Genomic DNA, 23,336 nt, shown 5'->3' on the forward strand with positions numbered 1-23,336 from the left:
TATGTAGATTCGGTGCGCAGGGCCGATAGCGGGCCCCTTCGCGGGGGTTTCGGGGGAACCGTCAGTCCCGTCCCCCGTGGCTCTGCATCCACGCCGCGATCTGCGTGCGCGAATGGAAGCCCATCTTTCTGTTGATGTTGGCGATGTGCCGGGCCGCGGTCGCCGGGCTGATGAACAGCGCCCGTGCGATCTCCGGGTTGCTCCGCCCCTTGCTCACCAGCCGGGCCACCTCCAGCTCGCGCCGGGTCAGGCGCTGCTGCGGCGGCGTCAGCGGCGGGGGAGGCGGCGGGGCCGCCGGGGTCCGCGCCGGGCGGGCGGTCCGGGCGGGCGTCCGCCGGGAGGCGGAGGACGGGCTGCGCCGGCCGGGCGGCCTGCGCCCCTCCTCGGCCAGCCGCTCGGCCTCCCGCACCGCCTCGGCGGTGCTCAGCCGCCGCCCTTCCTCCCACAGGGAGACCAGGCGCTTCCTGCGTCGTCGTGTCTTCTCTTCGTTGCCGAAGGGCCAGGGCGCCGCGGGTACGGACAGCCCCAAGCGCTCGCGCATCTGCACGGCCGCTCCGGCGATACCGCAGGCGGCGTCGCGCATGCCGACCGCGAAGGCCACCCGGGCGATCGCGATCAGCGCTCGCCCGACCTCGGCCCGCTGGCCGGTCGCGTGGCTCAGCAGCAGGCCCTCGCTCAGGTAGTCGCAGGCCTGCTCGACCCGGTCCTGAGCGTACGCCACACGGCCGATCCCGGCCAGGCAGCGGGCCTCCTCGGCGGGGGCGCCGATCATCCGCTGGGTGTCCAGCGCCTCCCGGTAGCAGCGGTCCGCCGTCACCAGGTCCCCGCCCAGCTCGGCCGCGCGGGCCTGGCCGATGAGGGTGATGCCCACACCCCAGCGGTGGTCGATCCCCCGCAGCAGGGTGAGCGCCGCGTTGTAGTGCTGGTCGGCGGTCTGGTGGTCGCCCTGCTGGGCGGCCAGCGCGCCCCGGGTCCCCAGGGCGATCGCCTCGCCCCACAGGTCGCCGGACTCCCGGCACAGCCGCAGGGCCTCCTCCACCCGCACCGCCGCCCGGTCGGGCACCCGCTCGCGCACCTCCACCAGGGCCAGCAGGTTCAGGGCGGTGCGCACGAACATCTCGTCGCCGGACTCCCGGCACAGCCGCAGCCCCTCCTCGCCCAGGGACAGCGCCAGGGCGTGGTCGCGGCGCACCCGCGCCAGCTGGGCCCGGCCCACCAGGGCGCGCGCCCGCGAAGGGGCCTTCTCGGCGTCCTCCATGTCCAGCAGCAGGTCCATGAAGTGCGCGCCCTCGGAGTAGTCGTGGTGACTCACCCAGTGCGCCACCAGGCTCGACGCCAGCCGCAGCCCCGGCTCGGCCCGGCCCTCCCGGTGCGCCCAGCGCAGCAGCGAGCGCAGCGTGTCGAACTCGGCGAGCACCCGGCGCCGCCCGGCGTCGCGCTCGCTCCAGGGCATGGCCCGGCTCGACTCCAGCCGGAACCCCAGGTCCTCGGCCAGCCGGGTCATCCGGTCCAGCAGCCGCTCCCGGAGCTGGGCGTCCTCGCCCGCCTCGACCAGCCGCTCGGCGGCGAACGCGCGCACCGCCTCGGGCAGCCGGTACCGCAGCCGCCCCTCGAACTCTCCGGTGACGGTGATGAGCGAGCGGTCCAGCAGCGACGCCAGCAGGTCCAGGACGTGCTCCCGGGCCAGGCCGACGTCGGCGCACACCTGCTCGGCCGACTCCAGGTCCCAACCGCGGAACACCGACAGCCGCCGCAGCAGGACCCGCTCCGGTTCGGGCAGGGTCCGGTAGACGAAGGCCAGCACGATCGGCAGCACCTCGCTGCGCGCCACCGCCTGCCCCGGGCCCGGCTGGAACTCGGGCGAGGCCAGGTGGGCGCGCAGCCCCTCGGCCAGCGCGTCCGGTCCGGTGCCCGGAGCACTCCCACCGAGGACCTCGACGCCCAGCGGTACCCCGCCGGCCAGGTCGCACAGCACCGCCACCGTCTCCAGCTCCTCCCGGGACGGGGCGAAACGGGGGTCGCGGATGCGCGCCCGGTCCAGGAACAACCGCACCGCCTCGGAGTCGGCGGGGTCGGGCGGCGGGCCGTTGCGCGGAGCCACCGGCAGCGCCATGGGCGTCATCCGCCACACCGTCCCGCCCGACAGCCGCACCGGGTCGAGCGCGGTGAGCAGGATCGACACCTCCGGACAGGCGGCCAGCAGGGTCTCGCCGATCCCGGTGACCGCGTCCGCGACATGGTCGCAGGCGTCCAGCACCAGCAGCAGCCGCCGGTCGCGCAGCGCCTCGACCACGGTGGTCGCCAGCGGCTGCCCCGGTTCCTCCACCACGCCCACCGCGTGCGCCACCCGGGCGTGGACCTCCAGCTCGGTGTGCGCGTCGGTGAGGTCCGCGGCCCACACCCCGTCGGGGAAGGACGCGGTGGACTGCTCGGCCACACGCAGGGCCAACCGGGTCTTGCCGATCCCCTCGGCGCCGCACAGGGTCACCGAGCGGCTGGACTCAAGCAGCCGCAGCAGGCTGCTCAGATCCCGCTCACGACCCACGAAGCCGGTGCCCGGCCGAGGGAGGTTGTGCCGCGCGGGCGCGGTCGAAGATGCCATGGCCTTCACATGTCGGGGCGGTCGGGGAGGTCCTCACCGTGGTGGGGGTTACTGGCAAGGGAACGACTTCGTAGAGGGGCGGTCGGAATCTCTGTCTTAGCGCCTGCACGCGCGGTGTGCAAGTGCGGCCGGAGCGCGCCGGTCCCCTCATGTCCGGTCTTGGGCGGAAGCCCAGCCGGTCAGCTGGGTCCGGGAGGAAATCGAGAGTTTTCTGAAGATGTTCGCGATGTGTCGGGCCGCCGTCGCCTGACTGATCGTCAGCCGCTCGGCGATCTCCCGGTTGGACAGTCCCTGTTCGACGAGTTCGGCGATCTCGCGCTCCCGCGGTGTGAGGGTGACCGGCTCGGCCGGACGGTCCGCGGAGCGGGGGAAGGCCAGCGCGCGGTCGCGCACCTGCTCCAGCGGCAGCGACCGCCACGCGTTCCAGGCCTCGGCGGTGCGGGCCGGGCCCACCCGCCCCTCCACGGCCGTCCGCAGCCGCACGGTCTCCGCCGAGGGCCGGTCCAGGGCCGTCCGCAGGTCGGCGGCCACCCCCGTCAGCGCGGCGGCCCGCTCGGCCTCCTCCTCGGCCAACGCCAGCTCGCCCAGCGCCTCCAGCGCCCGGGCCACCGCGATGCGCTGCCCGGAGGTGAAGCTCACCCGCAGACAGGAGGCCAGCGGCTCGCGCGCCTGGAGGATCAGCCCCTGTGCCAGGTAGAGCCGCCCCAGCTCCCGCGAGCAGTGCGCGGTGGCCGGTGCCGCGCCCAGTTCCTCGAACACCGCCAGCGACTCGGCGAACAGGTCGCGGGCCCGCTCGAACTCGTCCTGCTCGGCGGCGATCGACCCCAGCACGTGCAGGCAGCGCGCCACACTCCACCGGTCGTGCAGCTTCTCGCCCAGCTCGATGCAGTACCGCAGCAGCTCCACGGCCCTGTCCGGCTCCCCGCGCCGCCGGGCCAGCTGGGCCAGCACGCCCAGCGCGGTGGTCTCGGTGAGCGGATCGCCGTCCTGCTCGGCCCAGGACAGGGCGCGCTCGGCGTGCCGCCTCCCCTCGTCCAGGGCGTTGGTGCGCAGCGCCAGCGCCGCCATGGTGGCCAGCGCCGAGGCCGCCGCCCCCGCCTCCCGGCAGGCCCGTGCCGCCTCCAGGGCGCACATGGCCAGGGCGGACACCCGCGGCGCCACGTCCAGGTCCAGCCGCAGTTCGGCCTGGAGCGCCAGCGCGCGGGCCCGCAGCTGCGGCGACTGCCCGTCGGGGTCGGTGGCCAGCACCGACTCCAGGATCCGCCCGCCGGCGGCCGCCTGGTCGCGCACCAGCCAGTAGGGGCGCAGCGCCACGCACACCCGCAGGGCCTCGTCCACCCGGCCGCGCGAGAGCGCCCACCGCACCACCCGGGCGTGGTTCTCCCGGTGGTGGTCGAGCAGGCGGAAGTGGGCCAGCCGCTCCGACCAGCCCATCGGGGAGCGGGAGCCCTCGGCCGCCGCCTCCAGGCGGGTGACGCAGAAGTCCAGGTACCGGGACCAGCGCTCGTCCTCGCCGCCCTCGGCGGCCAGGTGCTCGGCGGCGTAGGCGCGCACCGTCTCGGTGAGCCGGTAGTGCGCGGTGCCCTCGATCTCGGTGTCCACCATGATGAGGGACTTGTCGAGCAGCGAGAAGTGCAGCGGCAGGATGTCGGCGGCGTCCACCCCGTCGCCCGCGCACACGTCCTCGGCCGCCTCCAGGTACCAGGTGCCGAACACCGACAGGCGGTGCAGCAGTGCCCGCTCCGGTTCGTTCAGCAGGTCGTGGCTCCACTCCAGGACCGCCCGCAGCGTGCGCTGGCGCGGCGGCAGGTCGCCGGAACCGTCACTGGTGAGCAGCTGGAACCGGTCGTCCAGGCGGCGCAGGATCTGCTGCACCGACAGCACCCGCACCCGGGCCGCGGCCAGCTCGATGGCCAGCGGCATGCCGTCGAGCAGCCGGCAGATCTCGGCGATGTGGCCGGAGTTCTCCCGGGTCATCTCGAACCCGGAGCGGGCCGCGTGCGCCCGCGTGACGAACAGCCGCACCGACTCGTAGCGCTGGGCGTCGCGCCGGGGCAGTGGTGCCGGGTCGGCGGAGTAGGGGTCGGTGGGCGTGGGCCGGGCGGGGAGGGACAGCGGCGGCACCCGCCAGATGCTCTCCTCGGGAACGTGGAGGGGCTGGCGGCTGGTGGCCAGGATGCGCACCCGCGGGCAGTCGCGCAGCACCGCGCGGCACAGCCGCCCGATCGGGTCGACCGCGTGCTCGCAGGTGTCCAGGAACAGCAGCAGGCTCTGGGTGCGCAGGGCGGTGATGACCGCGTCGGTCGTGGTGCGGCTGTCGTCCTCCACCGCCTGGAGGACCCCGGCCACCGTGCGCAGTACCTGGTCCTCGGTGGTGGCCTCGCTCAGGTCCACGAAGCGCACCCCGTCGGGGAACCGGCGCATCACGCGCTCGGCCAGGTGCAGGGCCAGCCTGGTCTTGCCGATCCCGCCGGTCCCGGTCAGCGTGACCATCCGGGCGGTGCCCAGCAGGCGGCCCAGATCGACGATGTCGCGTTCACGTCCGACGAAGCGGATGAACTCGCCGGCGGACAGGGGCAGGTTGTGGCGCGGGGGAGACATGGCCTCGATTTGCTAGGACACCGAACGGTCCGCGGCACGGACCCGTCCGGACCCGGGACCGCGGAGAACAGTCGCACCCAGTGTCGCACTTCTCCCCGCGCCCTGTCCCGGGAATGGCCGCTTCCGGCACGAGCGGTCGAAAACCGCCCATGCCGGTCGCATCCGCGTCGCGGACCGGCTACTCTGTGCGGTCGCCCGGCGACCAGGCCGCCGGGTCGGCCGCCGCCTGCTCGCCGCTGCCCATGTCCTTGACCTCGTGGCCGCCGTCCTCGTCGAAGGGCGGGAACCACACGAAGGGGATGCCCTTCTTGGCGGCGTACTGGATCTGCTTGCCGACCTTGGCGGTGGAGTGGAACACCTCGGTGTTGAACCCGCGCGAGCGCAGCAGCTCGCCCACGGCCAGGGCGTCGCGGCGCCGCTCGGCGTCGGGCACCACGACCATCACGTCGGTCGGGCAGGCCCGGCCGCCCCCGATCCGCCCCTCGGCGACGAGCTTGGCGAAGATCCGGGTCAGGCCGATGGAGATGCCCACCCCCGGCAGCCGGCGGCGGATGAACTGCCCGGCCAGGTCCTCGTACCGGCCGCCCGCGCAGATGCTGCCGTAGCCGGGGTCGTCGTCGAAGGACGCCTCGTAGACCGTGCCGGTGTAGTAGTCCAGCCCGCGGGCGATCGACAGGTCGGCGACCACCGCCCCCTCGGGCAGGTCGGCCAGGTCGTCCAGGACGAACGACAGCTCCTCCAGGCCCTCCTCCAGCAGCGGGGAGGAGACGCCCAGCGCCCGCACCTTCTCGGGCACGTCCGCGCCGGTGCCGCGGACGTGCGCCAGCGCCAGGCAGGCGTCGGCCTGCTCCGCGGTCAGCCCGCCCCCGGTGAGGACCTCCCGGACGCCGTCGTCGCCGATCTTGTGGAGCTTGTCCACGGCCCGGATGACCATGACCGGGTCCTTGACGCCCAGGCCCTCGTAGAAGCCCTGGAGGACCTTGCGGTTGTTGACGTTGAGCGTCCAGGTCGGGATGTCCAGACCGCTGAGCACCCGGTGCACGATGCGCGGCAGCTCGGCGTCGAAGTGCAGCGGCACGGAGTCGACGTTGATGACGTCGATGTCGCACTGGGTGAACTCGCGGTAGCGCCCCTCCTGCGGTCGCTCGCCCCGCCACACGCGCTGCATCTGGTAGCGCTTGAACGGGAACGTCAGCTCGTTGAAGTGCTGGGCGACGTACCGGGCGAACGGCACCGTCAGGTCGAAGTGCAGACCCAGTCTGGCGTCGGAGTCGTCCTTGGGGTCGGACTGGAGGCGGTGCAGGGTGTAGACCTCCTGGGAGGTCTCGCCCTTGGCCGTCAGCACGTCCAGGTTCTCCACGGACGGGGTCTCCACCGACGCGAAGCCGAAGGACTCGAATCCGGCGCGGATATGGTCCAGCCAGCGCTGCTCCACGGACCGGACCCGGGGGGTCCACTCGGGGAAACCGCTGATCGGGGCTGGGCGGACGACGCGCTGATCGGACATGCGGAGTTCTCGGCTCCCTGGAAGTCGTACATGGAAGAGCCCCCGGGCGGGGGCGAGACCATCCTACGACCACGGGGGGCGCGGGCACGGCCGCCACCGGCCCACGTGGACGGTTGTGGGCCGGTGGGGCTTCGGCGGAGGTCGGGCGCGACGGCTCCGACGTCGAAGAGCGGGACGTCGGTTCGTCGGCCGCGCGTCCGTGAACGCCGCCGACGGCTCCCACTGTGCGGTCGGGTGCTCGTGCCAGGAGTCGGTTCCGCGACCGCGTACACCGTGCGGGGGCCCTGTCCTCCACCGTAGACGCCGCCGACGGCGGCGGACAGGGATCGGCGCGGCCGGAAGCGGCCGGAAGCGGTCGCTCACGATGTCGTAAAGTCCATCTCCCGGGGTAGAGTTCTGTGCTTGTCTGATCACTCTCGGTTTTCGGGCGGGGACGGATCGCCATCGGATCCCCAAAAGGGTGCGGTGGCGCTTCGTGCTGTCCGGCGCCCGGACCTCCCCGGTGTGAGAAAGCGGACCCGCACGGCGACTGTGCCCAAAACGCCGTCCAGGACGGCCATCCGGTGTTAGGTTCCAGGGGCGGCGACCCCGTGCGGCCGGCTGAAGGAACCCGTGAAGGCCCGCGGGGAGGTCCGGACCCGGGAGCGTCGTGCCCCTCGCTAGCCCGGGCCGTGCGAGCCGCACCCCGTCCGTTCGGACCCGGCACTCTCGCTAGGACATGTGACTGTGATCGATCCAGCCAACACCACGAACGACGTTCGAGCACCCGGCGCGCTGTCCACCAAGATCATCATCGCCGGGGGTTTCGGCGTGGGCAAGACCACGTTCGTCGGCGCCGTATCGGAGATCCCGCCGGTGCGGACCGAGGCCGCGGTGACCGCCGCCAGCGCGGGGGTGGACGACCTCTCCCACACCCCGGACAAGCAGACCACGACCGTGGCCATGGACTTCGGCCGCATCTCGCTCGATACCGACCTGACCCTGTTCCTGTTCGGTACGCCCGGCCAGCAGCGCTTCTGGTTCATGTGGGACGACCTGGTGCGCGGGGCGCTGGGAGCGGTGATCCTGGCCGACACCCGCCGTCTGGAGGACACCTTCCAGGCCCTGGACTACTTCGAGCGCCAGTACCGGCTGCCGTTCGTCGTGGCCGTCAACGAGTTCGACCCCGAGGCGTCGATGTACACCGCCGACGACCTGCGCGACGCCCTCGACCTCACCCCCGACGTCCCGGTCGTGCGGTGCGACGCCCGTGACCGCAGATCCGTCGTGCAGGTGCTGGTGACCCTCGTCAAACACGCCATGGCGGTGGAGGCCCGCCAACGGGGCGGACGCCAGCTCGTGGTCTGACCCCGGTGCCGACCGGCCGCCGGGTCCGTGCGGCCGGTTCTCGAACGTGCACGTTCGGGGTCTTGTGAGGTGTGTGTCCGGCGTTACCCTGTGGTGGTGTTCGGACGAATGGCGGAAAGCGTGCGCCGTCTGCTGGGTAAGCCCGGCGCGGTGGATCTGCGGCCTTATACCAAGCTCCTGTCGGCTATCGAGGCCGAGGAGGATGGTCTGCGCGAGCTCGACGACACCGAGCTGACGGACAGGGCCATCGAACTCGGCACCGGGGACCTCCCCTACGGGCGCGACGACCTCGTGTCACTGTGCGCCGTGGGCCGCGAGGCGGCCCGGCGCGCCCTGGACGAGCGCCCCTTCGACGTCCAGCTACTGGGCGTCATGTCCCTGTTGGACGGGCACGTGGCCGAGATGGCCACCGGTGAGGGCAAGACCCTGACCGGTGCCCTGGCCGCCGCGGGCTTCGCCCTGCGCGGCCGGCGCGTCCACGTCATGAGCGTCAACGACTACCTGGCCCGTCGTGACGCCGAGTGGATGAAGCCGCTCTACGACATGCTCGGCGTCACCGTCGGGTGGATCACCGAGGACTCCACGACCGAGCAGCGGCGCGCGGCGTACTCCTGCGACGTCACCTACGCCCCGGTCAGCGAGCTGGGCTTCGACGTGCTGCGCGACCGCATGGTGACCGACATCGCCGACCGCGTGGTGCCCGAGCCCCACGTCGCCATCATCGACGAGGCCGACTCCGTGCTCGTCGACGAGGCCCGTGTGCCGCTGGTGCTGGCCGGCGCGGCCGAGCGGGTCGACGCCGACGTGGAGATGGCCGACATCGTGCGCACCCTCAAGCCGCGCATGCACTACGAGATCGACGGCGAGGGCCGCAACGTCCAGCTCACCGACGCCGGGATCGACGCGGTGGAGAAGGCGCTGGGCGGTGTGGACCTGTACGCCGAGGAGGAGTCCTCCCTGCTGCCGCAGGTCAACCTGGCGCTGCACGCCCACGTGCTGCTCCAGCGCGACGTCCACTACGTGGTGCGCGACGGCGAGGTCCGGATCATCAACGAGTCCCGTGGCCGCATCGCCCTGCTCCAGCGCTGGCCGGACGGTCTACAGGCGGCCGTCGAGGCCAAGGAGAAGGTCGCGGTCAGCGAGACCGGCGAGGTGCTGGACTCCATCACCGTCCAGTCGCTGATCCTGCGCTACCCGACCCGGGCCGGGATGACCGGTACGGCCATGGCGGTGGCCGACCAGCTGCGCGAGTTCTACGAGCTGGAGGTCGCGGTCATCCCCTCCAACAAGCCGAACGTCCGGGAGGACCACGGCACCCACCTCTTCGCCACCCGCGAGGAGAAGGAGGACGCCCTCGTCGAGGAGGTCGAGGAGGTGCACGCCACCGGGCGGCCCATCCTCATCGGCACCCAGGACGTCGCCGAGTCCGAGCGGCTGGCCGAGCGGCTGCGCAAGGCCGGCCTGGAGTGCGTGGTCCTCAACGCCAAGAACGACGCCGACGAGGCCGCCGTCATCGCGGAGGCGGGCACCCACGGTGCCATCACGGTGTCCACCCAGATGGCCGGCCGCGGCACCGACATCCGCCTGGGCGGCAGCGACATGGCCGACCGCGACCGGGTGGTCGAGGCCGGGGGCCTGTACGTGATGGGCTACGGCCGCTACCCCAGCAGCCGCCTGGACGGCCAGCTGCGCGGCCGCGCCGGCCGCCAGGGGGACCCGGGCGACTCGGTGTTCTTCGTCAGCATGGACGACGACGTGGTGGTCAACAACGCGTCGGAGACCTCCGGCTACACCACCGACGACCGCGGCGAGATCACCGACCCGGCCTGGCTGTCGATGGTGGACCACGCCCAGCGGGTCGCCGAGGGGCAGCTGCTGGAGGTGCACCGCAACACCTGGCGCTACAACCAGCTCATCGACGTGCAGCGGGACGTGGTCCTGGAGCACCGCGAGCTGGTCCTCACCGGTGACGAGGGCGACCGGCACATCAAGAAGGACCGGCCCGAGAAGCACGGGGAGCTGGTCGAGGAGGTGGGCGAGGAGGCGGTCGCCGACGCGGCCCGGCTCATCACCCTGTACCACCTGGACCGCGGCTGGACCGACCACAACGCGTTCCTGTCGGAGCTGCGCGAGGGCATCCACCTGCGCTTCCTGGGCCGCCGGGACCCGCTGGACGAGTTCAACCGCGACGCCGTGCCCGTGTTCAAGGGCTTCCTGGACGACGCCCGCTCGCGGGCCGCGGAGAGCTTCGAGGAGCTGGAGGTCGTGGACGGCGCCCTGGACGTCTCCGAGGTGGGCGTCAAGCGTCCGTCGATGACGTGGACGTACATGGTCCACGACCACCCGTTCAGCTCGGCCCTGGAGGCGGTGGCGGGCCGCATCAAGGGGCTCATGGGTAACAAGTAGTTTCGGGGGGCGCCTGTTCCCCGGGGCTCGTTCCACTGCCTTTTCCCCGTGCGGGTCGGGACTTTGGTCCCGGCCCGCACTTGCTTTTGTCGGCTACTCTTCTGAAAAGCCTCCGTGACGGTGGAATCGCCATGCGGAATTGACCGGCGCGGGTTAACATGGCTGCGTTTTCCAGAGAATCCGAGACGGTTGGGGCAGAAACTGCTGTGGTCCACGAAATCGGCGCGCAGGAGAAGATCAGTTACGGACGCAACGACCGCTTCCTCGGCGGTCCTGTGGGCGGCGGCCAGTTCTGGATCGACGAGGACGGCCGGGCGGTCGCCAAGATCGGCGGCCCCAAGGAGTGGCGGCCCACGCCGATGATCGACGTCCGGGTGGGCGACGTGTTCAGTGTCGGGGGGCAGGTGTGGAAGGTCACCGATATCATCGAGCCGGAGTCCCCTTCCGCTTATCTGCTGGCCACGCGCATTAGTTGAGAACTCGCCCCGCCGAGGAGTCCGGCGGGTCGGCCTTGTTTGCTTGAGCCGGGAATCGCAACCCCGTGCAACCTTTCCGGGAAAGGTGGCCCAGGGTGACGGTTCCCGGTTTTTTCGCATGTGGCACGTTTTCGCCCGGTGAGTGCGCGGTAACGGTGGGCGTCGACGCCGTCACGGGGCGCGGCGGGCATTCCGGTCATCTCCCGTGGGATCGAGACGCTCCGGTTATCTGAAGGTGGGTGTCCGTGTTACCGCCGCCTCGTTAACGTCGTTCGGGCAGGGCGGGACCCGGTTCCGGGTCGCCTCGCCCGCCGCCCCGTGGTCGGTCCCAGGGGCTGTCCCCCGCCCCTGGGCCTGACCTCCCCGCCGTCGGCGGGTCCTCTCTGCCGCTTTCCCGTCCTGTTTTCCGTGCTCAGGGGACGATCCTGTCCGCATCCGGGGGAGTGTTCATAACCGGTTCCAGTGCATCTGGGGCGAGGGAATTCGCTCCCCTGCTGGGAGAAGCCCACTCTTCGGGGCTTGCATTAGAACGTGTTTCAGTATTACGCTCAGGCCATGCCCGGCCCGGTGAGGGCGTCCGGTGGTTCGGTCACCGGGCGTCAAGGACGGCCGGTGAGGACCGCCGCCCGCCGAGACCGGATCGCGCCCCGGAATCGGTGGGCGGCGTCCGTTTCAACCCGGCAGCCGGGAGATCTCCTCGAAGGTGGGACAGGGCCAGGGCAGTCCGCACCCCGTGCACGTCCCGGCCTCGCCGTCCCCGGGGTGGTGCAGCCGCAGCAGTTCCGCGCACACTCCCGCCAGGGCCGCCACGTCGTTGCGCGCGTTCGCGTAGAAGGCCACGTCGTTGATCCGGGACAGCGGGCTCTCGGAGCCGCCCCGCGGTATCCCGACCGTGTCGGGTTCCCAGGGGACCGCCCGCGCCGAGCGTTCCCGGATGCCCTCGACGCACCGGAGCAGTAACGCGTGCTCGGTGGCACTCCCTTTCGTCGGCCTGGTGAGCGGCATCGCCGATCTCCCCCCAACGGGTGGATGCGCAGATACATCTAGTGACTAAGCGTATACCTATCGTCGCGGAATGTCGCGACGTGGGGGGTGCGCACGAAAGCGGGCTGCCCCCAAGGGGAGGGGCAGCCCGCCGGGAAGGGGGTGCGGACGGGCTACTGGCAGTTGCCGCCGCAGGCGCACGAACCGCCGCTCTGGCAGCCGCAGCCACAGCCGGAACCGCAGCCACAGGCGCTCGGGGAAGTGGTCAAGGGGTGGGTCATGTTCCCTCCTCGGATCGGTCCGAAGTCCGGTCCACCGCGCCCGGGCGGCGCGGTTCCCGACAGGTGATGTGCCCGGAGCCGGGCTTTCCCAATCCGAGACGGTGTCCTTGACGAATCCTGACCGACACGCCCGCGGCCAGGACGCCCCGCCCCATGGGTCCGAGAGGTCCGGGCTCAGGCGAAGAAGCCCGGGGAACGGCTCGGTCGGCGCGTCATTCGGTAGAGCCAAACCTGACCGATGAGCATGACCGGAATTGCGGGGGCCAGCACCGACCAGACCAGCACCGCGGTCGTGTCCGGGACGGCGGCCAGCGGCAGTCCTCCCGCCACCGCCACCAGCACGCCCGGCACGGAGATCGCCACCGCGGAAGTGTGCCGGGACAGCATCGGACCGGACAGGCCCGCCGTCGCCGCCAGAGCGGCCGCCAGCACCACCGCCGGGACCAGCGCCGCTGCGCCCACACCGGCACCCGACGGCAGGGCGGCCACCGCGGTGACCGAAGTCCCCGCCAGGGCGGCCAGGGCGATCCGGCGGGTGTCGCGGGCGGCCACGTCCGCGCTCTCGGCGTCGGACTCGCCGACCAGCCGCTCGGCCCCGAAGGCCACCCCCCGCAGCGCGAACAGCAACGCCACGGTCAGGGCGCACGCCACCGTGAACAGGGAGATCCCCGGCTCCCCGGCGATCAGTGACGCCAGGACCCAGCCCCAGGACAGGGCCAGCGTCCAGCTGCCGGCGACGACGGCGCCGTCCCACAGCGCCGCCCACCCCGCGCCCGGTACCCGTGAGCGCAGCCACAGGCCCGCGTCCCGCACCAGCAGCCCGGCCGCCAACGCCACCAGCACCGGCCACAGCCGCGCCACCACATGGTGCTCCACCGACGGGAACAACCCGGCCAGCACCCCCACCAGGGACACCAGCCACACCTCGGTGGCCAGGAAGTAGGGGGCGATCGCGGCCACCACCCGGCGCCGCTGGTCGGGGCCGCGCGCCACGCGCGGCATCAGCATGCCCAGCCCCACGTCGGCCCCGGCCAGCACCAGGTAGCCCACGACGAACAGGGCGAGCAGAAGAGAGGACAGAGAGGACAGGACGTCCGACATGGCATGGCTCCGGATCAGAAGGAGGGGACGGAGGTGGGGGACTCCGCCGGTGCGGAGTCGTCGTCGCGGTGCTCGGCCAGCGGTCCGCCCTCGGGGCCGCGCCGGGCGAACCGCACCAGCAGCCACCAGGTCGTGGCGGCCAGCAGCGCGAACGCCGGCGTGAACAGCCCGAAGGAGACCGCCGCGGCCGCCGGGGACATCGGCGTCACCGCGTCGGCGGTGGTCAGGTGGTGCACGACGGTCCACGGCTGGCGGTTGGTCTCCCGGAACACCCACCCGCCGACGCTCGCCAGATAGGGCAGGAAGGGCAGTACGGCCAGCGGGTACAGCGCCCACCGCATCCGCCGAACGCCCGGGGCGAAGTGCGCCACCAGCCGGCCCAGCAGCAGGACCGGCCCCAGGAAGAACATCAGGCCCCACATGCTCATCATGAGGATGTCCGCGGTGCCCCCCACAACGGCCGGGACCCCGTCGCCGGCCGCCTCGACGGCCTCGATCTCCGCCGCGGTGTAGGTCTGGCCGCTGGTCGGCGGAGCCTGGTCGAACAGCTCGAACTGCACCCCGCCGAAGGCCGCCACCGGGATCGGCAGAAGGCACATGACGAGCGTTCCGTAGGTGATGCCGCGCGAGAACATCCGCTGCGGGTCGTTCCCCCGCCGCAGGTGGTGGGCGCTGGTCGCGATGATCACCGCGGCGCCCACCAGCAGGGCACCGGTCACGATGTGCCCGAACGCCATGGTCGCCGCCGGGTTGGTCATCAGCGCCACCGGATCGGTCAGGTGCGCGACCCCGTCCACCATCTCGAAGCCCACCGGGTTGCGCAGGAACCCGTTGGACACCAGCACCCACCAGGCCGACATGTACGCCGTCGCGGTCACCACCGCGAAGCAGCCCAGGTGCGCCCAGCGGCCCATCCGGTCCCATCCGAAGATCCACAGCCCCAGGAACGTGGACTCGACGAAGAACGCCGTCATCGTCTCCAGGGCCAGCGGCGCCCCGAAGGAGTAGCCGTACATCTCCTGTAGGCCGCTCCAGTTGAGCGCCAGCTGGAGCTCCATGACCAGCCCGGAGAGCACGCCCATGCCGTAGTTGACCAGGTACAGCCCGCCCCAGAAGCGGACGGCGGACATCCGCGTCCGGTCGCCGGACAGGGCCGCCCGCAGCTGGGCGACGAGGATGTAGGGCGCCAGGCCCAGGGTCAGGGCCACGAACATGTAGTGCGTCGCCGCCGTGAACGCGAACTGTAGCCGCGCCAGGAGGAGGGGATCGTCGAACATCGCAGGGCCTCGTGATCGTCGTCGGGAATCACGAGAAGCATCCGGTGCGGGTCCGGTGCCGGGCATCGTCCGGCGGAAGGCTTTCGCCCGTCTCCTCCGGGGGTATCCGGACCCCGGGCCCTACTCCCCGGGGGCTACGGGGAACCCCTAGGGGGTCCGCCCGCTCCAGCCGGGGGTCACCAGCGCGGACTCGTAGGCGAGCACCACCAGCTGCGCCCGGTCCCGCACGCCCAGCTTGACCATGGCGCGGCTGACGTGGGTCTTGGCGGTGGCGGGGCTGAGCACCAGCTCCCGGGCGATCTCCTCGTTCGACAGCCCGCGCCCCACCAGCGCCACCACCTCCCGCTCCCGGTCGGTGAGGTCGTTCAACCGCGGCGAAGGCGCCGGGGCCGTGCGCGGGCGGCTCGTGTAGTCGGCGATCAGCCGCCGGGTGATGCCGGGGGACAGCAGGGCCTCGCCGTCGTGCACCACCCGCACGGCCTGGAGCAGGTCGCGCGGCTCGGTGTCCTTGACCAGGAACCCGCTCACCCCCGAGCGCAGCGCCTCGAAGATGTACTCGTCCAGGTCGAACGTGGTCAGGATGACGATCCGGGTCGTGGCCAGGGAGGGTTCGGCGATGATGCGCGCGGCCGCGGCCAGGCCGTCCACCCCGGGCATGCGGATGTCCATGAGGACCACGTCGGGACGTTCGGCGCGGGCCAGCCGCACCGCCTCCTCGCCGTCGGCGGCCTCGGCCACCACCTGGATGTCGTCCGCGCTGTCCAACAGGGCGCGGAAACCGGCCCGCACCAGCGCCTGGTCGTCGGCCAGCAGTACGCGGATCAACGTTCACCCCGTTCGTTCGTCGGAACCCGTGATCGGCAGCCGGGCCCGCACCCGGAATCCTCCACCCTCCAGCGGGCCCGCGTCCACCGTGCCGCCGACCAGGGAGGCCCGCTCGCGCATGCCGCTGATGCCGTTGCCCGCGGCGGGAGCGCCCAGCGTGCCGCGCCCGTCGTCGGCGACCTCGATGACCAGCTCGGAGGGGCGGTAGTCGACGAGCACCGTCGCCTGGTCGGCCTCCGCGTGCCGCACCACGTTGGTCAGCGCCTCCTGAACGGTGCGGTACGCGGCCGAGTCGGTGCCCACCGGCAGCCGCACGGGAGCCCCGGTGACCTTCACGTCCACAGCGACCCCGGCGCTGCGGGTGGCCTCCGCGATCTCGTCGATCCGGTCGATACCGGCCACCGGGGAGCGCGGAGCGCCCTCGTCCGCCGCGCGCAGCACCCCGAGGATGGCGCGCAGCTCGACGAGCGTGTCCTTGCTGGTCCGCTTGATGGTGGACAGCGCCTCGACGGCCCGTTCCGGCTCGTTCTCCATCAGGTACAGGGCGGTGCCGGCCTGCACGTTGATGAGCGAGATGTTGTGCGCGACCGTGTCGTGGACGTCGCGGGCCAGCCGCAGCCGCTCCTCGGAGGCCCGCCGCAGCAGCTCCTCCTCCCGGGTGCGGGTGACCTCGGCCTTCCGTTCCCGGTCCGCCCTGAGGTACTCCTGCCGCCAGCGCACCACCTCTCCGGTGCACAGCAGGACCAGCACCCAGCCGACGATCCCCAGCGCCTCGGGGCGGAACGTCGCGTTGGCCACCAGCTCGTAGCCGTTCACCGCCAGGAACTGGACGATCCCCAGCGTCCACCCGAAGGCGCGGTGCCCCCACCGGACCAGGCTGTAGAGCACCACGGCGGTGCAGGCCATGACCATCCCGTCGGGGAACCCCAGGGGGTAGTAGGCGGTCGCGGCGGCCACCGACACCACCCCGACCGTCCGCGGGAAGCGGGTGCGCCACAGCAGGGCCAGGGAGGCGACCGCGATGAGCGCGTACCCCCACGGCCATGCGGAGCGGACGTAGGGATCCGGGTCGATCAGTCCGACCGCCAGGGTGCTGCCCGCGGAGACGGCCAGGAGCCCCAGGGAGATCCGGACGTCGGTGCGGCCGGGGCGCGGGAGTAGTGCTGTCACACCCTTGACGGTACGGCCCGCACACAGGGGTTTCCGTCCTCCCCAGGGAGGCGATCGCGGCCCCGCGCCTACTCCCCGCGGAGTACTCCGCCCCCGGCGGGGGTCAGAAGACGTGGTCGGGCGGGGCGGGGGAGTCCACGGCGTCGGCGTCGCGCACCGGGGCGCGGCCGGAGACGAAGCGGTCCAGCTCCTCGCCGGAGAGCAGCCGGGCCATCTCCGGGTCGCGGTGGGCGCGCCGGGACAGCTCGTCCTCCGGCAGCGGCCGGTGGGAGGCGGTCAGCACCAGGTTGCCGAACCGGCGGCCGCGCAGCACGCCCGGCTCCGCCGACAGCGCCACGTGCGGCAGCACCTCCCGGACGGTCGCCACCTGGCCGCGGGTGTGCGCCAGCGCACCGCCGTCGCCCACGTTCACCGCCAGCAGCCCGCCGGGGCGCAGCACCCGGGCGGCCTCGGCGTAGAACTCCACCGACGTCAGGCGCGCCGGCGTGCGGGCCCCCGCGAAGACGTCGGACACGATGAGGTCGGCGCTCGCCCCGTGCCGGGCCGCGATCCACTCCCGGGCGTCGCCGATCCCCACCCGCAGCTGCGCCCGCCGGTCCCACGGCAGCCGCCGCCGCACCAGGTCGACCAGCGGGGCGTCCACGTCCACCGCCCGCTGGCGCGAACCCGGCCGGGTGTGCGCGATGTAGCGGGCCAGGGTGAGCGCCCCGGCGCCCAGGTGCAGGACGTCGATCGGCTCCCGGCCGGGGGCGACCAGGTCGGCGGCGTGCGCGATCCGCCGCACGTAGGAGAAGTCCAGGTGCCCGGGGTCCGACAGGTCCACGTGCGACTGGGGTGTGCCGCCCACCACCAGGAACCACGATTCGGCCCGGTCGGCGTCGGCCAGCAGCTCCATGCCGGGCGCCCCGATGACCTCGTCGTCGTTCCGTGTCCCGCGTCCGCCCATCGTCCCCGTCCCGTCCGTCCCGGTGCGGCCCCCAGCGTAGTCGTCCACAGGTCGGGAATCGCCGCGCGCTGCGCCCCCCGAGGACGCTAGCCTGGGGTTCCCCTGTTCTTTCGAGTTGTTCCAACACCCGCGCCCCGGTCGGGGCGCGTTCACCGAGGAGTGGCCGTGCTACTGCGGATGTCGACCCTGTTCCTGCGCACCCTGCGTGAGGACCCGGCGGACGCCGAGGTGCCGAGCCACAAGCTGCTGGTCCGCGGCGGCTACGTGCGCCGCGCCGCCCCCGGCGTCTACTCCTGGCTGCCCCTGGGCAAGATCGTCCTGGAGAACGTCGCCCGCGTGGTGCGCGAGGAGATGGACGCGATGGGCGGCCAGGAGCTGCTGCTGCCCGCGCTGCTGCCCAAGGAGTACTACGAGGCGACCGGCCGCTGGGAGGAGTACGGCGACACCCTGTTCCGGCTCCGGGACCGCAAGGGCGCCGACTACCTGCTCGGCCCCACCCACGAGGAGGTCTTCACCCTCCTGGTCAAGGGCGAGTACTCCTCCTACAAGGACTTCCCGGTCATCCTGTACCAGATCCAGGAGAAGTTCCGCGACGAGGCCCGGCCCCGGGCCGGCGTGCTGCGCGGCCGCGAGTTCCACATGAAGGACTCCTACTCCTTCGACATCGACGACGCCGGGCTCCAGGAGTCCTACGACAAGCACCGGGCCGCCTACATCCGGATCTTCGACCGGCTGGGCCTGGAGTACGTCATCGTCAAGGCCACCTCCGGCGCCATGGGCGGATCGGCCTCCGAGGAGTTCCTCGCGGTCGCGCCCACCGGCGAGGACACCTTCGTGCGCAGCACGGGGTCGGACTACGCGGCCAACGTCGAGGCGGTCACCACCCCGGCCCCCGCCGCGCTGCCGGTCGAGGGGCTGCCCGAGGCGAAGGTCCACCACACCCCGGACACCGCCACCATCCTGGCCCTCGTCGACTTCCTCAACGGGCTGGACCTGGGCCGCGACTTCACCGAGGCCGACACCCTCAAGAACGTCCTGGTCAAGACCCGCGTCCCGGGCTCGGACGAGTGGGAGCTGCTGGCCGTCGGCCTGCCCGGCGACCGCGAGGTGGACTTCAAGCGCCTGGAGGCCGCCCTGGAGCCCGCCGAGGTGGCGCTGCTGGAGGAGGAGGACTTCGCGGCCAACCCGTTCCTGGTCAAGGGCTACATCGGTCCCCGTGCGCTGCTCGACAACAAGGTCCGCTACCTGGTCGACCCGCGCGTGGTCACCGGCACCGCCTGGGTGACGGGCGCCGACCGGCCCGACCACCACGTCATCGACCTGGTGGCGGGGCGCGACTTCACCCCGGACGGCGTCATCGACGTCGCCGAGGTCCGCGACGGCGACCCCTCCCCGGACGGGCGGGGCACCCTGTACACGGCGCGGGGCATCGAGATCGGCCACATCTTCCAGCTGGGCCGCAAGTACACCGACGCCTTCCAGGTCGACGCCCTGGGACCGGACGGCAAGCCCAAGCGCATCACCATGGGCTCCTACGGCATCGGCGTCTCCCGGGTGGTGGCCTCGGTCGTCGAGCAGTCCCACGACGACAAGGGCATCGTCTGGCCGCGCGAGATCGCCCCGGCCGACGTGCACGTCATCGGCACCGGCAAGGGCGACCAGATCGAGGAGGCGCTGCGCATCGCCGGCGAGCTCCAGGCCCGCGGGCTGCGCGTGCTGGTGGACGACCGCAAGGGCGTCTCGCCGGGTGTGAAGTTCACCGACGCCGAGCTGCTGGGGGTGCCCACCGCCGTCATCATCGGCCGCGGCCTGGCCGACGGCGTGGTGGAGCTGCGCGACCGCGCCACCGGCGAGCGCGAGGAGGTCGCCCTGGACGCGATCGTCGAACGCACCGTGGCCGCCTGCCGCGCCTGACCCACGGGAACGGCTCCGCCCGGGGTCCCGGGACCCCGGGCGGAGCCGTCGGCGTACCGGGGCCGGGTTCAGGCCCCGTCGAACCCCGGCAGGGCGACCGGCTCCCCGCCGCGCTCCACCACCCGCACCGCCGCGTCCTGTAGGCCGCGGGCCCCGGCGGTGCGCAGGTCGGTGTCGCGGGCGGCCGACAGCCACGCGTAGGCGCGGGCGGCCACCTCCTCCAGCCCCAGCAGGAAGGCGTCCAGGGCCGCGTCGTCGCGGGCCGTCGGCAGGGGGTACGTCGCCCGTGCGGGAGCCGGGTCCACGCCCGAGGCCACCGACAGCGCGTGCAGTTCGTCACGCAGCGCCTTGTGGACCAGGGCCGTCTCATTGGCCCGGGACCGGAAGTCGAGGTCGCCCCCGGCCCCGCCCGCGAACTCGTACCCGTACACCGCCGCGTGCTCGGCGGCCAGGGCCTCCGCCAAGGCCTCGGGGCCGTCGTCGGCCGCCTCGACGGACAGGTCCGCGTCACTCACCGGGCACCGCCACCTTCCACCGTTCTCTCCATCACCCGGCCGCTCACGCGCGCGCCAGCAGGTGGGCGTGCACGGCCTCGCAGGCTCCGATACCGCTGATCAGCTGGGCCAGGCCGGGATCGGACACCGCCGCCGCCTGGTCGATGCGGGCCGCCGCGGCCGAGGCCTCCAGCACCCGCAGTCCCTCGGCGTCGGGTGCGGTGCCCGGGGCCGGATCGGTCGGCTCCTCCGACGCGGCCGCGGACCCCTCCCGCGCCGCCGAGTCCGCGGGCAGCGCCGCCGTCAGCGCGTCCACGTGCTCCAGGTGGTGGGCGCGCAACCGCTCCAGCAGGTCGGCCGGTCCCGAACCGGTCTCGATCGCCGTGGCGTAGCGGGCCGTGACCAGCTCCTTCTCCCACAGCAGCGAGCGGATCACGTGCTCGTCGGGGGTCACGTCGGACGGGTACCAATCGGTCTCTCCGCACCCGCTCAGCCCGGCGACCCCGGCGGCCGCCACCGCCGCGCCCAGGACCGTACGGCGGCTGAACCCGACCTCGCCCACGCGCTCTCCCTTTCGTGCCCGGTCCCCCGCCCCGCGCCGTCCCCGGCGCCGGACGCCCGGCTGTTCGTCCTCGCCCCCTATCTTTCCACGCCCGGCACCGGAACCGCTCCCCGTCCACAACCCTTGCAGGGCAGGGTCTGCGGGCCCGCCGGGACACGGCCCGACGCGCCCCTGCCACGGACGGCGACCTGGAAAGGGTCCGGGTGTGGATACCCTTGCACCACGACCGCCGTCGTACGCGACGCGCGGCCGGTTCGCGTCCCCGTCGGGGAGCGGACCCACCAGTCGAAGACTTACGTACAGAGCTGGACCGCCCCGTACACCGGCCCGAAGGCCGTACGGGCGGGATTCTCGCCTTGAAGGGGCACACCACATGGGAGCGCAGGCGCGCGAGGAGCGCATCGCCGAGCTGCTGGAACCCGTCCTGGCCGCGGCCGGGCTGGACCTGGAGGCCGTCGAGCTGACACCGGCCGGCAAGCGCCGGGTGCTGCGCGTGGTCGTGGACTCCGAGAACGGGGTGGACCTGGACACCGTCGGTGAGGTCAGCCAGGAGGTCGACACGACCCTGGAGTCCTCCGACGTCATGGGCGAGCTGCCCTACGTCCTGGAGGTCACCTCCCCCGGGGTGGACCGCCCGCTGACCCTGCCCAGGCACTGGCGCCGCTCGCGCGGGCGCCTGGTGCAGGCCGCCCTCGCCGAGGGCGGCGAGGTCACCGGCCGGGTCACCGCGGCCGACGACGAGGGCGTCACCCTGGACGTCGAGGGCCGCCCCCGCACCTTCGCCTACGCCGAGATCGGCAAGGGCAGGGTGCAGGTGGAATTCCGCCGTGCCGCCGACACCGACGCGGCGGACTAGAGGGGGAGCCCCGTGGACATTGACATGAGCGTTCTGCGCAGCCTGGAACGCGAGAAGGACATCTCCGTCGAGCTGGTCGCCCGGGCCATCGAGGACGCGCTGCTGATCGCGTACCACCGCGAAGAGGGCCCCGACAAGAAGGCCAGGGTCGAGCTCGACCGCTCCACCGGGCACGTCATCGTGTGGGTGGCCGAACTGGACGAGGAGGGCGAGGTCGTCGGCGAGTCCGACGGCACCCCCACCAACTTCGGCCGCATCGCGACCTCCACCGCCAAGCAGGTCATCCTCCAGCGTCTGCGCGACGCCGAGGACGAGCTGACCCTGGGCGAGTTCGCCGGGCGCGAGCACGACATCGTCTCGGGCATCATCCAGCAGGGCAAGGACCCCCGCAACGTCCAGGTCGACCTGGGCCGGATCGAGGCGGTGCTGCCCCCGCAGGAGCAGGTGCCCACCGAGACCTACACCCACGGCGAGCGCCTGCGCGCCTACGTGGTGCAGGTCCGCAAGGGCCACCGCGGCCCCTCGGTGACCCTGTCGCGCACCCACCCCAACCTGGTGCGCAAGCTCTTCGAGCTGGAGGTCCCCGAGATCGCGGACGGCACCGTGGAGATCGCCGCGATCGCGCGTGAGGCCGGTCACCGCACCAAGATGGCGGTCCGTTCCAACCGGGGCGGCGTCAACGCCAAGGGCGCCTGCATCGGCCCGCTGGGCAGCCGCGTGCGCAACGTCATGGCGGAGCTGCACGGGGAGAAGATCGACATCGTCGACCACTCCGACGACCCCGCGGTGTTCGTCGCCAACGCGTTGTCCCCGGCGCGGGTCAATTCCGTGGAAATCCTCGACATGGCCGCCCGGGTGGCCCGGGTGATCGTCCCCGACTACCAGCAGTCGCTGGCGATCGGCAAGGAGGGCCAGAACGCCCGCCTGGCCGCGCGTCTGACCGGTTGGCGCATCGACATCCGCTCCGACGCGGAGACCCCGCAGGTCCGCGAAGGGGCAGAGGACGAGACCGGTACGGGTGGTCGCGGCGCCGCGACGGACGGTTAACGGGTCGCGGCCATGGCTCGACGCGATATGGTTGCGGGAGACGGTCCCGGCCGTCCCACGCGTACGTGCGTGGGGTGTCGGTCGCGGGCAGTCCAATCCGACCTCGTTCGGATGGTGGCCGAGGGCACGGCCGTCATCCCCGACGTGCGGGGTCGACGTCCGGGTCGCGGTGCCTACCTGCACGACGATCGGCGGTGCTTCGCAGCGGCCGAGCGCAGGCGGGTGTGGTCACGCGCCTTTCGGAGGGGACCGGGCGACGGCGGGTGGGACGTTTCACGTGTGGAGGCGCTGTTCGGCGTCACCCCGCACGACCCACCGGCGAGCCCGTCCCGATAGGGTTGGAATGTCCGGGCCGGCCTGCGGGTTGTAGTGACCGAGGTCGGCGTGCAGTGCTGTGCGCTGCACGAGTTTTGTACGGCCCATTGTTGTGTAGCGATGAGGAAGCAGGTCGAGATTGCGATGAGCGCCTGATGAGTACGCAGCGATGAGTACGAGCTAACAACGGTCCGGCACGAGCCCATGTCCCGGACCGAAGCTGAAGGAGAGTAGTGGCGAAGGTCCGGGTGTACGAACTCGCCAAGGAGTTCGGAGTAGAGAGCAAGGCCGTTCTGGCCAAGCTCAACGAGATGGGCGAATTCGTCCGTTCGGCGTCCTCGACGATAGAGGCCCCCGTCGTGCGACGCCTGCAGGAAGCTTTCAACAACGGGAGCGACGGCGGCAAGAAGGGCGGGGCTCCCAAGCCCGGCCCGCGCGCCGCGTCCTCCGCGGCCCCCAAGCCGGGGCCCGCACCCAAGCCGGGGCCCAAGCCGGGTCCGGCTCCCAAACCCGCCCCGCAGGCACCGGTCGCACAGAACCCGGCCGCGCAGCCCCCGTCCTTCCAGGGCGAGCCCGCGCGCCCGGCCGCGCCCAAGCCGGGCCCCAAGGCCCCGCGCGGCGAGTC

The 23,336-nt window shown here is 72.6% G+C and carries 19 protein-coding genes; 8 read left to right on the forward strand and 11 right to left on the reverse strand.

What is annotated here, in order from left to right; all coding sequences use genetic code 11:
• Nucleotides 1–61 precede the first annotated feature (61 nt).
• The 3 genes from QJS33_RS07740 to hisS all read right to left on the reverse strand — a co-directional run bounded on the left by QJS33_RS07740 (nt 62) and on the right by hisS (nt 6,710).
• Nucleotides 62–2,602, reverse strand: coding sequence for a LuxR C-terminal-related transcriptional regulator (locus QJS33_RS07740; protein WP_306367181.1), 2,541 nt, complete (start codon nt 2,600–2,602; stop codon nt 62–64).
• A 147-nt stretch (nt 2,603–2,749) separates the two neighbouring features.
• Complete coding sequence (locus QJS33_RS07745) at nt 2,750–5,203, reverse strand: LuxR C-terminal-related transcriptional regulator (protein ID WP_306367182.1); 2,454 nt, start codon at nt 5,201–5,203, stop codon at nt 2,750–2,752.
• 178 nt (nt 5,204–5,381) lie between these two features.
• Entirely contained in the window at nt 5,382–6,710 is a 1,329-nt protein-coding gene (hisS, locus tag QJS33_RS07750) for a histidine--tRNA ligase (RefSeq protein ID WP_306367183.1), read from the reverse strand.
• 726 nt (nt 6,711–7,436) lie between these two features.
• Between hisS and QJS33_RS07755 the strand changes: the two genes are divergently transcribed.
• From QJS33_RS07755 to QJS33_RS07765, 3 genes are all read left to right on the forward strand, one after another.
• A complete protein-coding gene (locus QJS33_RS07755; RefSeq protein ID WP_306367184.1) occupies nt 7,437–8,057 on the forward strand; it encodes an ATP/GTP-binding protein in 621 nt (206 codons plus the stop codon).
• A 108-nt stretch (nt 8,058–8,165) separates the two neighbouring features.
• A complete protein-coding gene (secA2, locus tag QJS33_RS07760; protein ID WP_306367197.1) occupies nt 8,166–10,463 on the forward strand; it encodes an accessory Sec system translocase SecA2 in 2,298 nt (765 codons plus the stop codon).
• Between the two features lie 206 nt (nt 10,464–10,669).
• The gene (locus QJS33_RS07765; RefSeq protein WP_306367185.1) at nt 10,670–10,939 is read left to right on the forward strand and encodes a DUF6406 domain-containing protein; all 270 of its coding nucleotides are present in this window, start codon (nt 10,670–10,672) and stop codon (nt 10,937–10,939) included.
• A gap of 672 nt (nt 10,940–11,611) precedes the next feature.
• Here the strand turns inward: QJS33_RS07765 and QJS33_RS07770 are convergent.
• From QJS33_RS07770 to QJS33_RS07795, 6 genes are all read right to left on the reverse strand, one after another.
• Nucleotides 11,612–11,944 (reverse strand): hypothetical protein, encoded by a 333-nt coding sequence (locus QJS33_RS07770; protein WP_306367186.1) that lies wholly within the window; start codon nt 11,942–11,944, stop codon nt 11,612–11,614.
• A gap of 434 nt (nt 11,945–12,378) precedes the next feature.
• Nucleotides 12,379–13,305, reverse strand: coding sequence for a cytochrome d ubiquinol oxidase subunit II (locus QJS33_RS07775; RefSeq protein WP_306367187.1), 927 nt, complete (start codon nt 13,303–13,305; stop codon nt 12,379–12,381).
• A gap of 14 nt (nt 13,306–13,319) precedes the next feature.
• Nucleotides 13,320–14,582: a cytochrome ubiquinol oxidase subunit I gene (locus QJS33_RS07780; RefSeq protein WP_306367188.1), complete on the reverse strand. Its 1,263-nt coding sequence runs from the start codon at nt 14,580–14,582 to the stop codon at nt 13,320–13,322.
• A gap of 147 nt (nt 14,583–14,729) precedes the next feature.
• Nucleotides 14,730–15,407 carry a response regulator transcription factor gene (locus QJS33_RS07785; protein WP_306367189.1) on the reverse strand — a complete coding sequence of 226 codons (678 nt, stop codon included), beginning with the start codon at nt 15,405–15,407 and terminating at the stop codon, nt 14,730–14,732.
• Nucleotides 15,408–15,410: 3 nt separating this feature from the next.
• On the reverse strand, nt 15,411–16,577 hold the full coding sequence (locus QJS33_RS07790) for a sensor histidine kinase (RefSeq protein ID WP_306367190.1): 1,167 nt from the start codon (nt 16,575–16,577) through the stop codon (nt 15,411–15,413).
• Nucleotides 16,578–16,680: 103 nt separating this feature from the next.
• Entirely contained in the window at nt 16,681–17,523 is an 843-nt protein-coding gene (locus tag QJS33_RS07795; protein WP_306367198.1) for a spermidine synthase, read from the reverse strand.
• 177 nt (nt 17,524–17,700) lie between these two features.
• Between QJS33_RS07795 and QJS33_RS07800 the strand changes: the two genes are divergently transcribed.
• Nucleotides 17,701–19,437, forward strand: coding sequence for a proline--tRNA ligase (locus tag QJS33_RS07800; RefSeq protein ID WP_306367199.1), 1,737 nt, complete (start codon nt 17,701–17,703; stop codon nt 19,435–19,437).
• A gap of 68 nt (nt 19,438–19,505) precedes the next feature.
• Here the strand turns inward: QJS33_RS07800 and QJS33_RS07805 are convergent, their stop codons facing one another.
• Together QJS33_RS07805 and QJS33_RS07810 are read right to left on the reverse strand one after the other, a co-directional pair.
• The gene (locus QJS33_RS07805) at nt 19,506–19,952 is read right to left on the reverse strand and encodes a DUF4439 domain-containing protein (RefSeq protein WP_306367191.1); all 447 of its coding nucleotides are present in this window, start codon (nt 19,950–19,952) and stop codon (nt 19,506–19,508) included.
• Nucleotides 19,953–19,995: 43 nt separating this feature from the next.
• Nucleotides 19,996–20,493, reverse strand: coding sequence for a ferritin-like domain-containing protein (locus tag QJS33_RS07810; RefSeq protein ID WP_306367192.1), 498 nt, complete (start codon nt 20,491–20,493; stop codon nt 19,996–19,998).
• Between the two features lie 373 nt (nt 20,494–20,866).
• On the opposite strand from QJS33_RS07810, the gene rimP reads away from it, so the two are divergent.
• The 4 genes from rimP to QJS33_RS07830 form a co-directional block, all read left to right on the forward strand.
• Entirely contained in the window at nt 20,867–21,349 is a 483-nt protein-coding gene (gene rimP, locus QJS33_RS07815) for a ribosome maturation factor RimP (protein ID WP_306367193.1), read from the forward strand.
• A 24-nt stretch (nt 21,350–21,373) separates the two neighbouring features.
• The gene (gene nusA / locus QJS33_RS07820) at nt 21,374–22,396 is read left to right on the forward strand and encodes a transcription termination factor NusA (RefSeq protein ID WP_306367194.1); all 1,023 of its coding nucleotides are present in this window, start codon (nt 21,374–21,376) and stop codon (nt 22,394–22,396) included.
• A 27-nt stretch (nt 22,397–22,423) separates the two neighbouring features.
• A complete protein-coding gene (locus tag QJS33_RS07825) occupies nt 22,424–22,732 on the forward strand; it encodes a YlxR family protein (protein WP_306367200.1) in 309 nt (102 codons plus the stop codon).
• A 212-nt stretch (nt 22,733–22,944) separates the two neighbouring features.
• Nucleotides 22,945–23,336: translation initiation factor IF-2 N-terminal domain-containing protein (locus tag QJS33_RS07830; RefSeq protein ID WP_306367195.1), on the forward strand; the 392-nt coding region annotated here is incomplete at its 3' end.

Source organism: Nocardiopsis sp. CC223A (assembly GCF_030766825.1).
GTDB lineage: Bacteria > Actinomycetota > Actinomycetes > Streptosporangiales > Streptosporangiaceae > Nocardiopsis.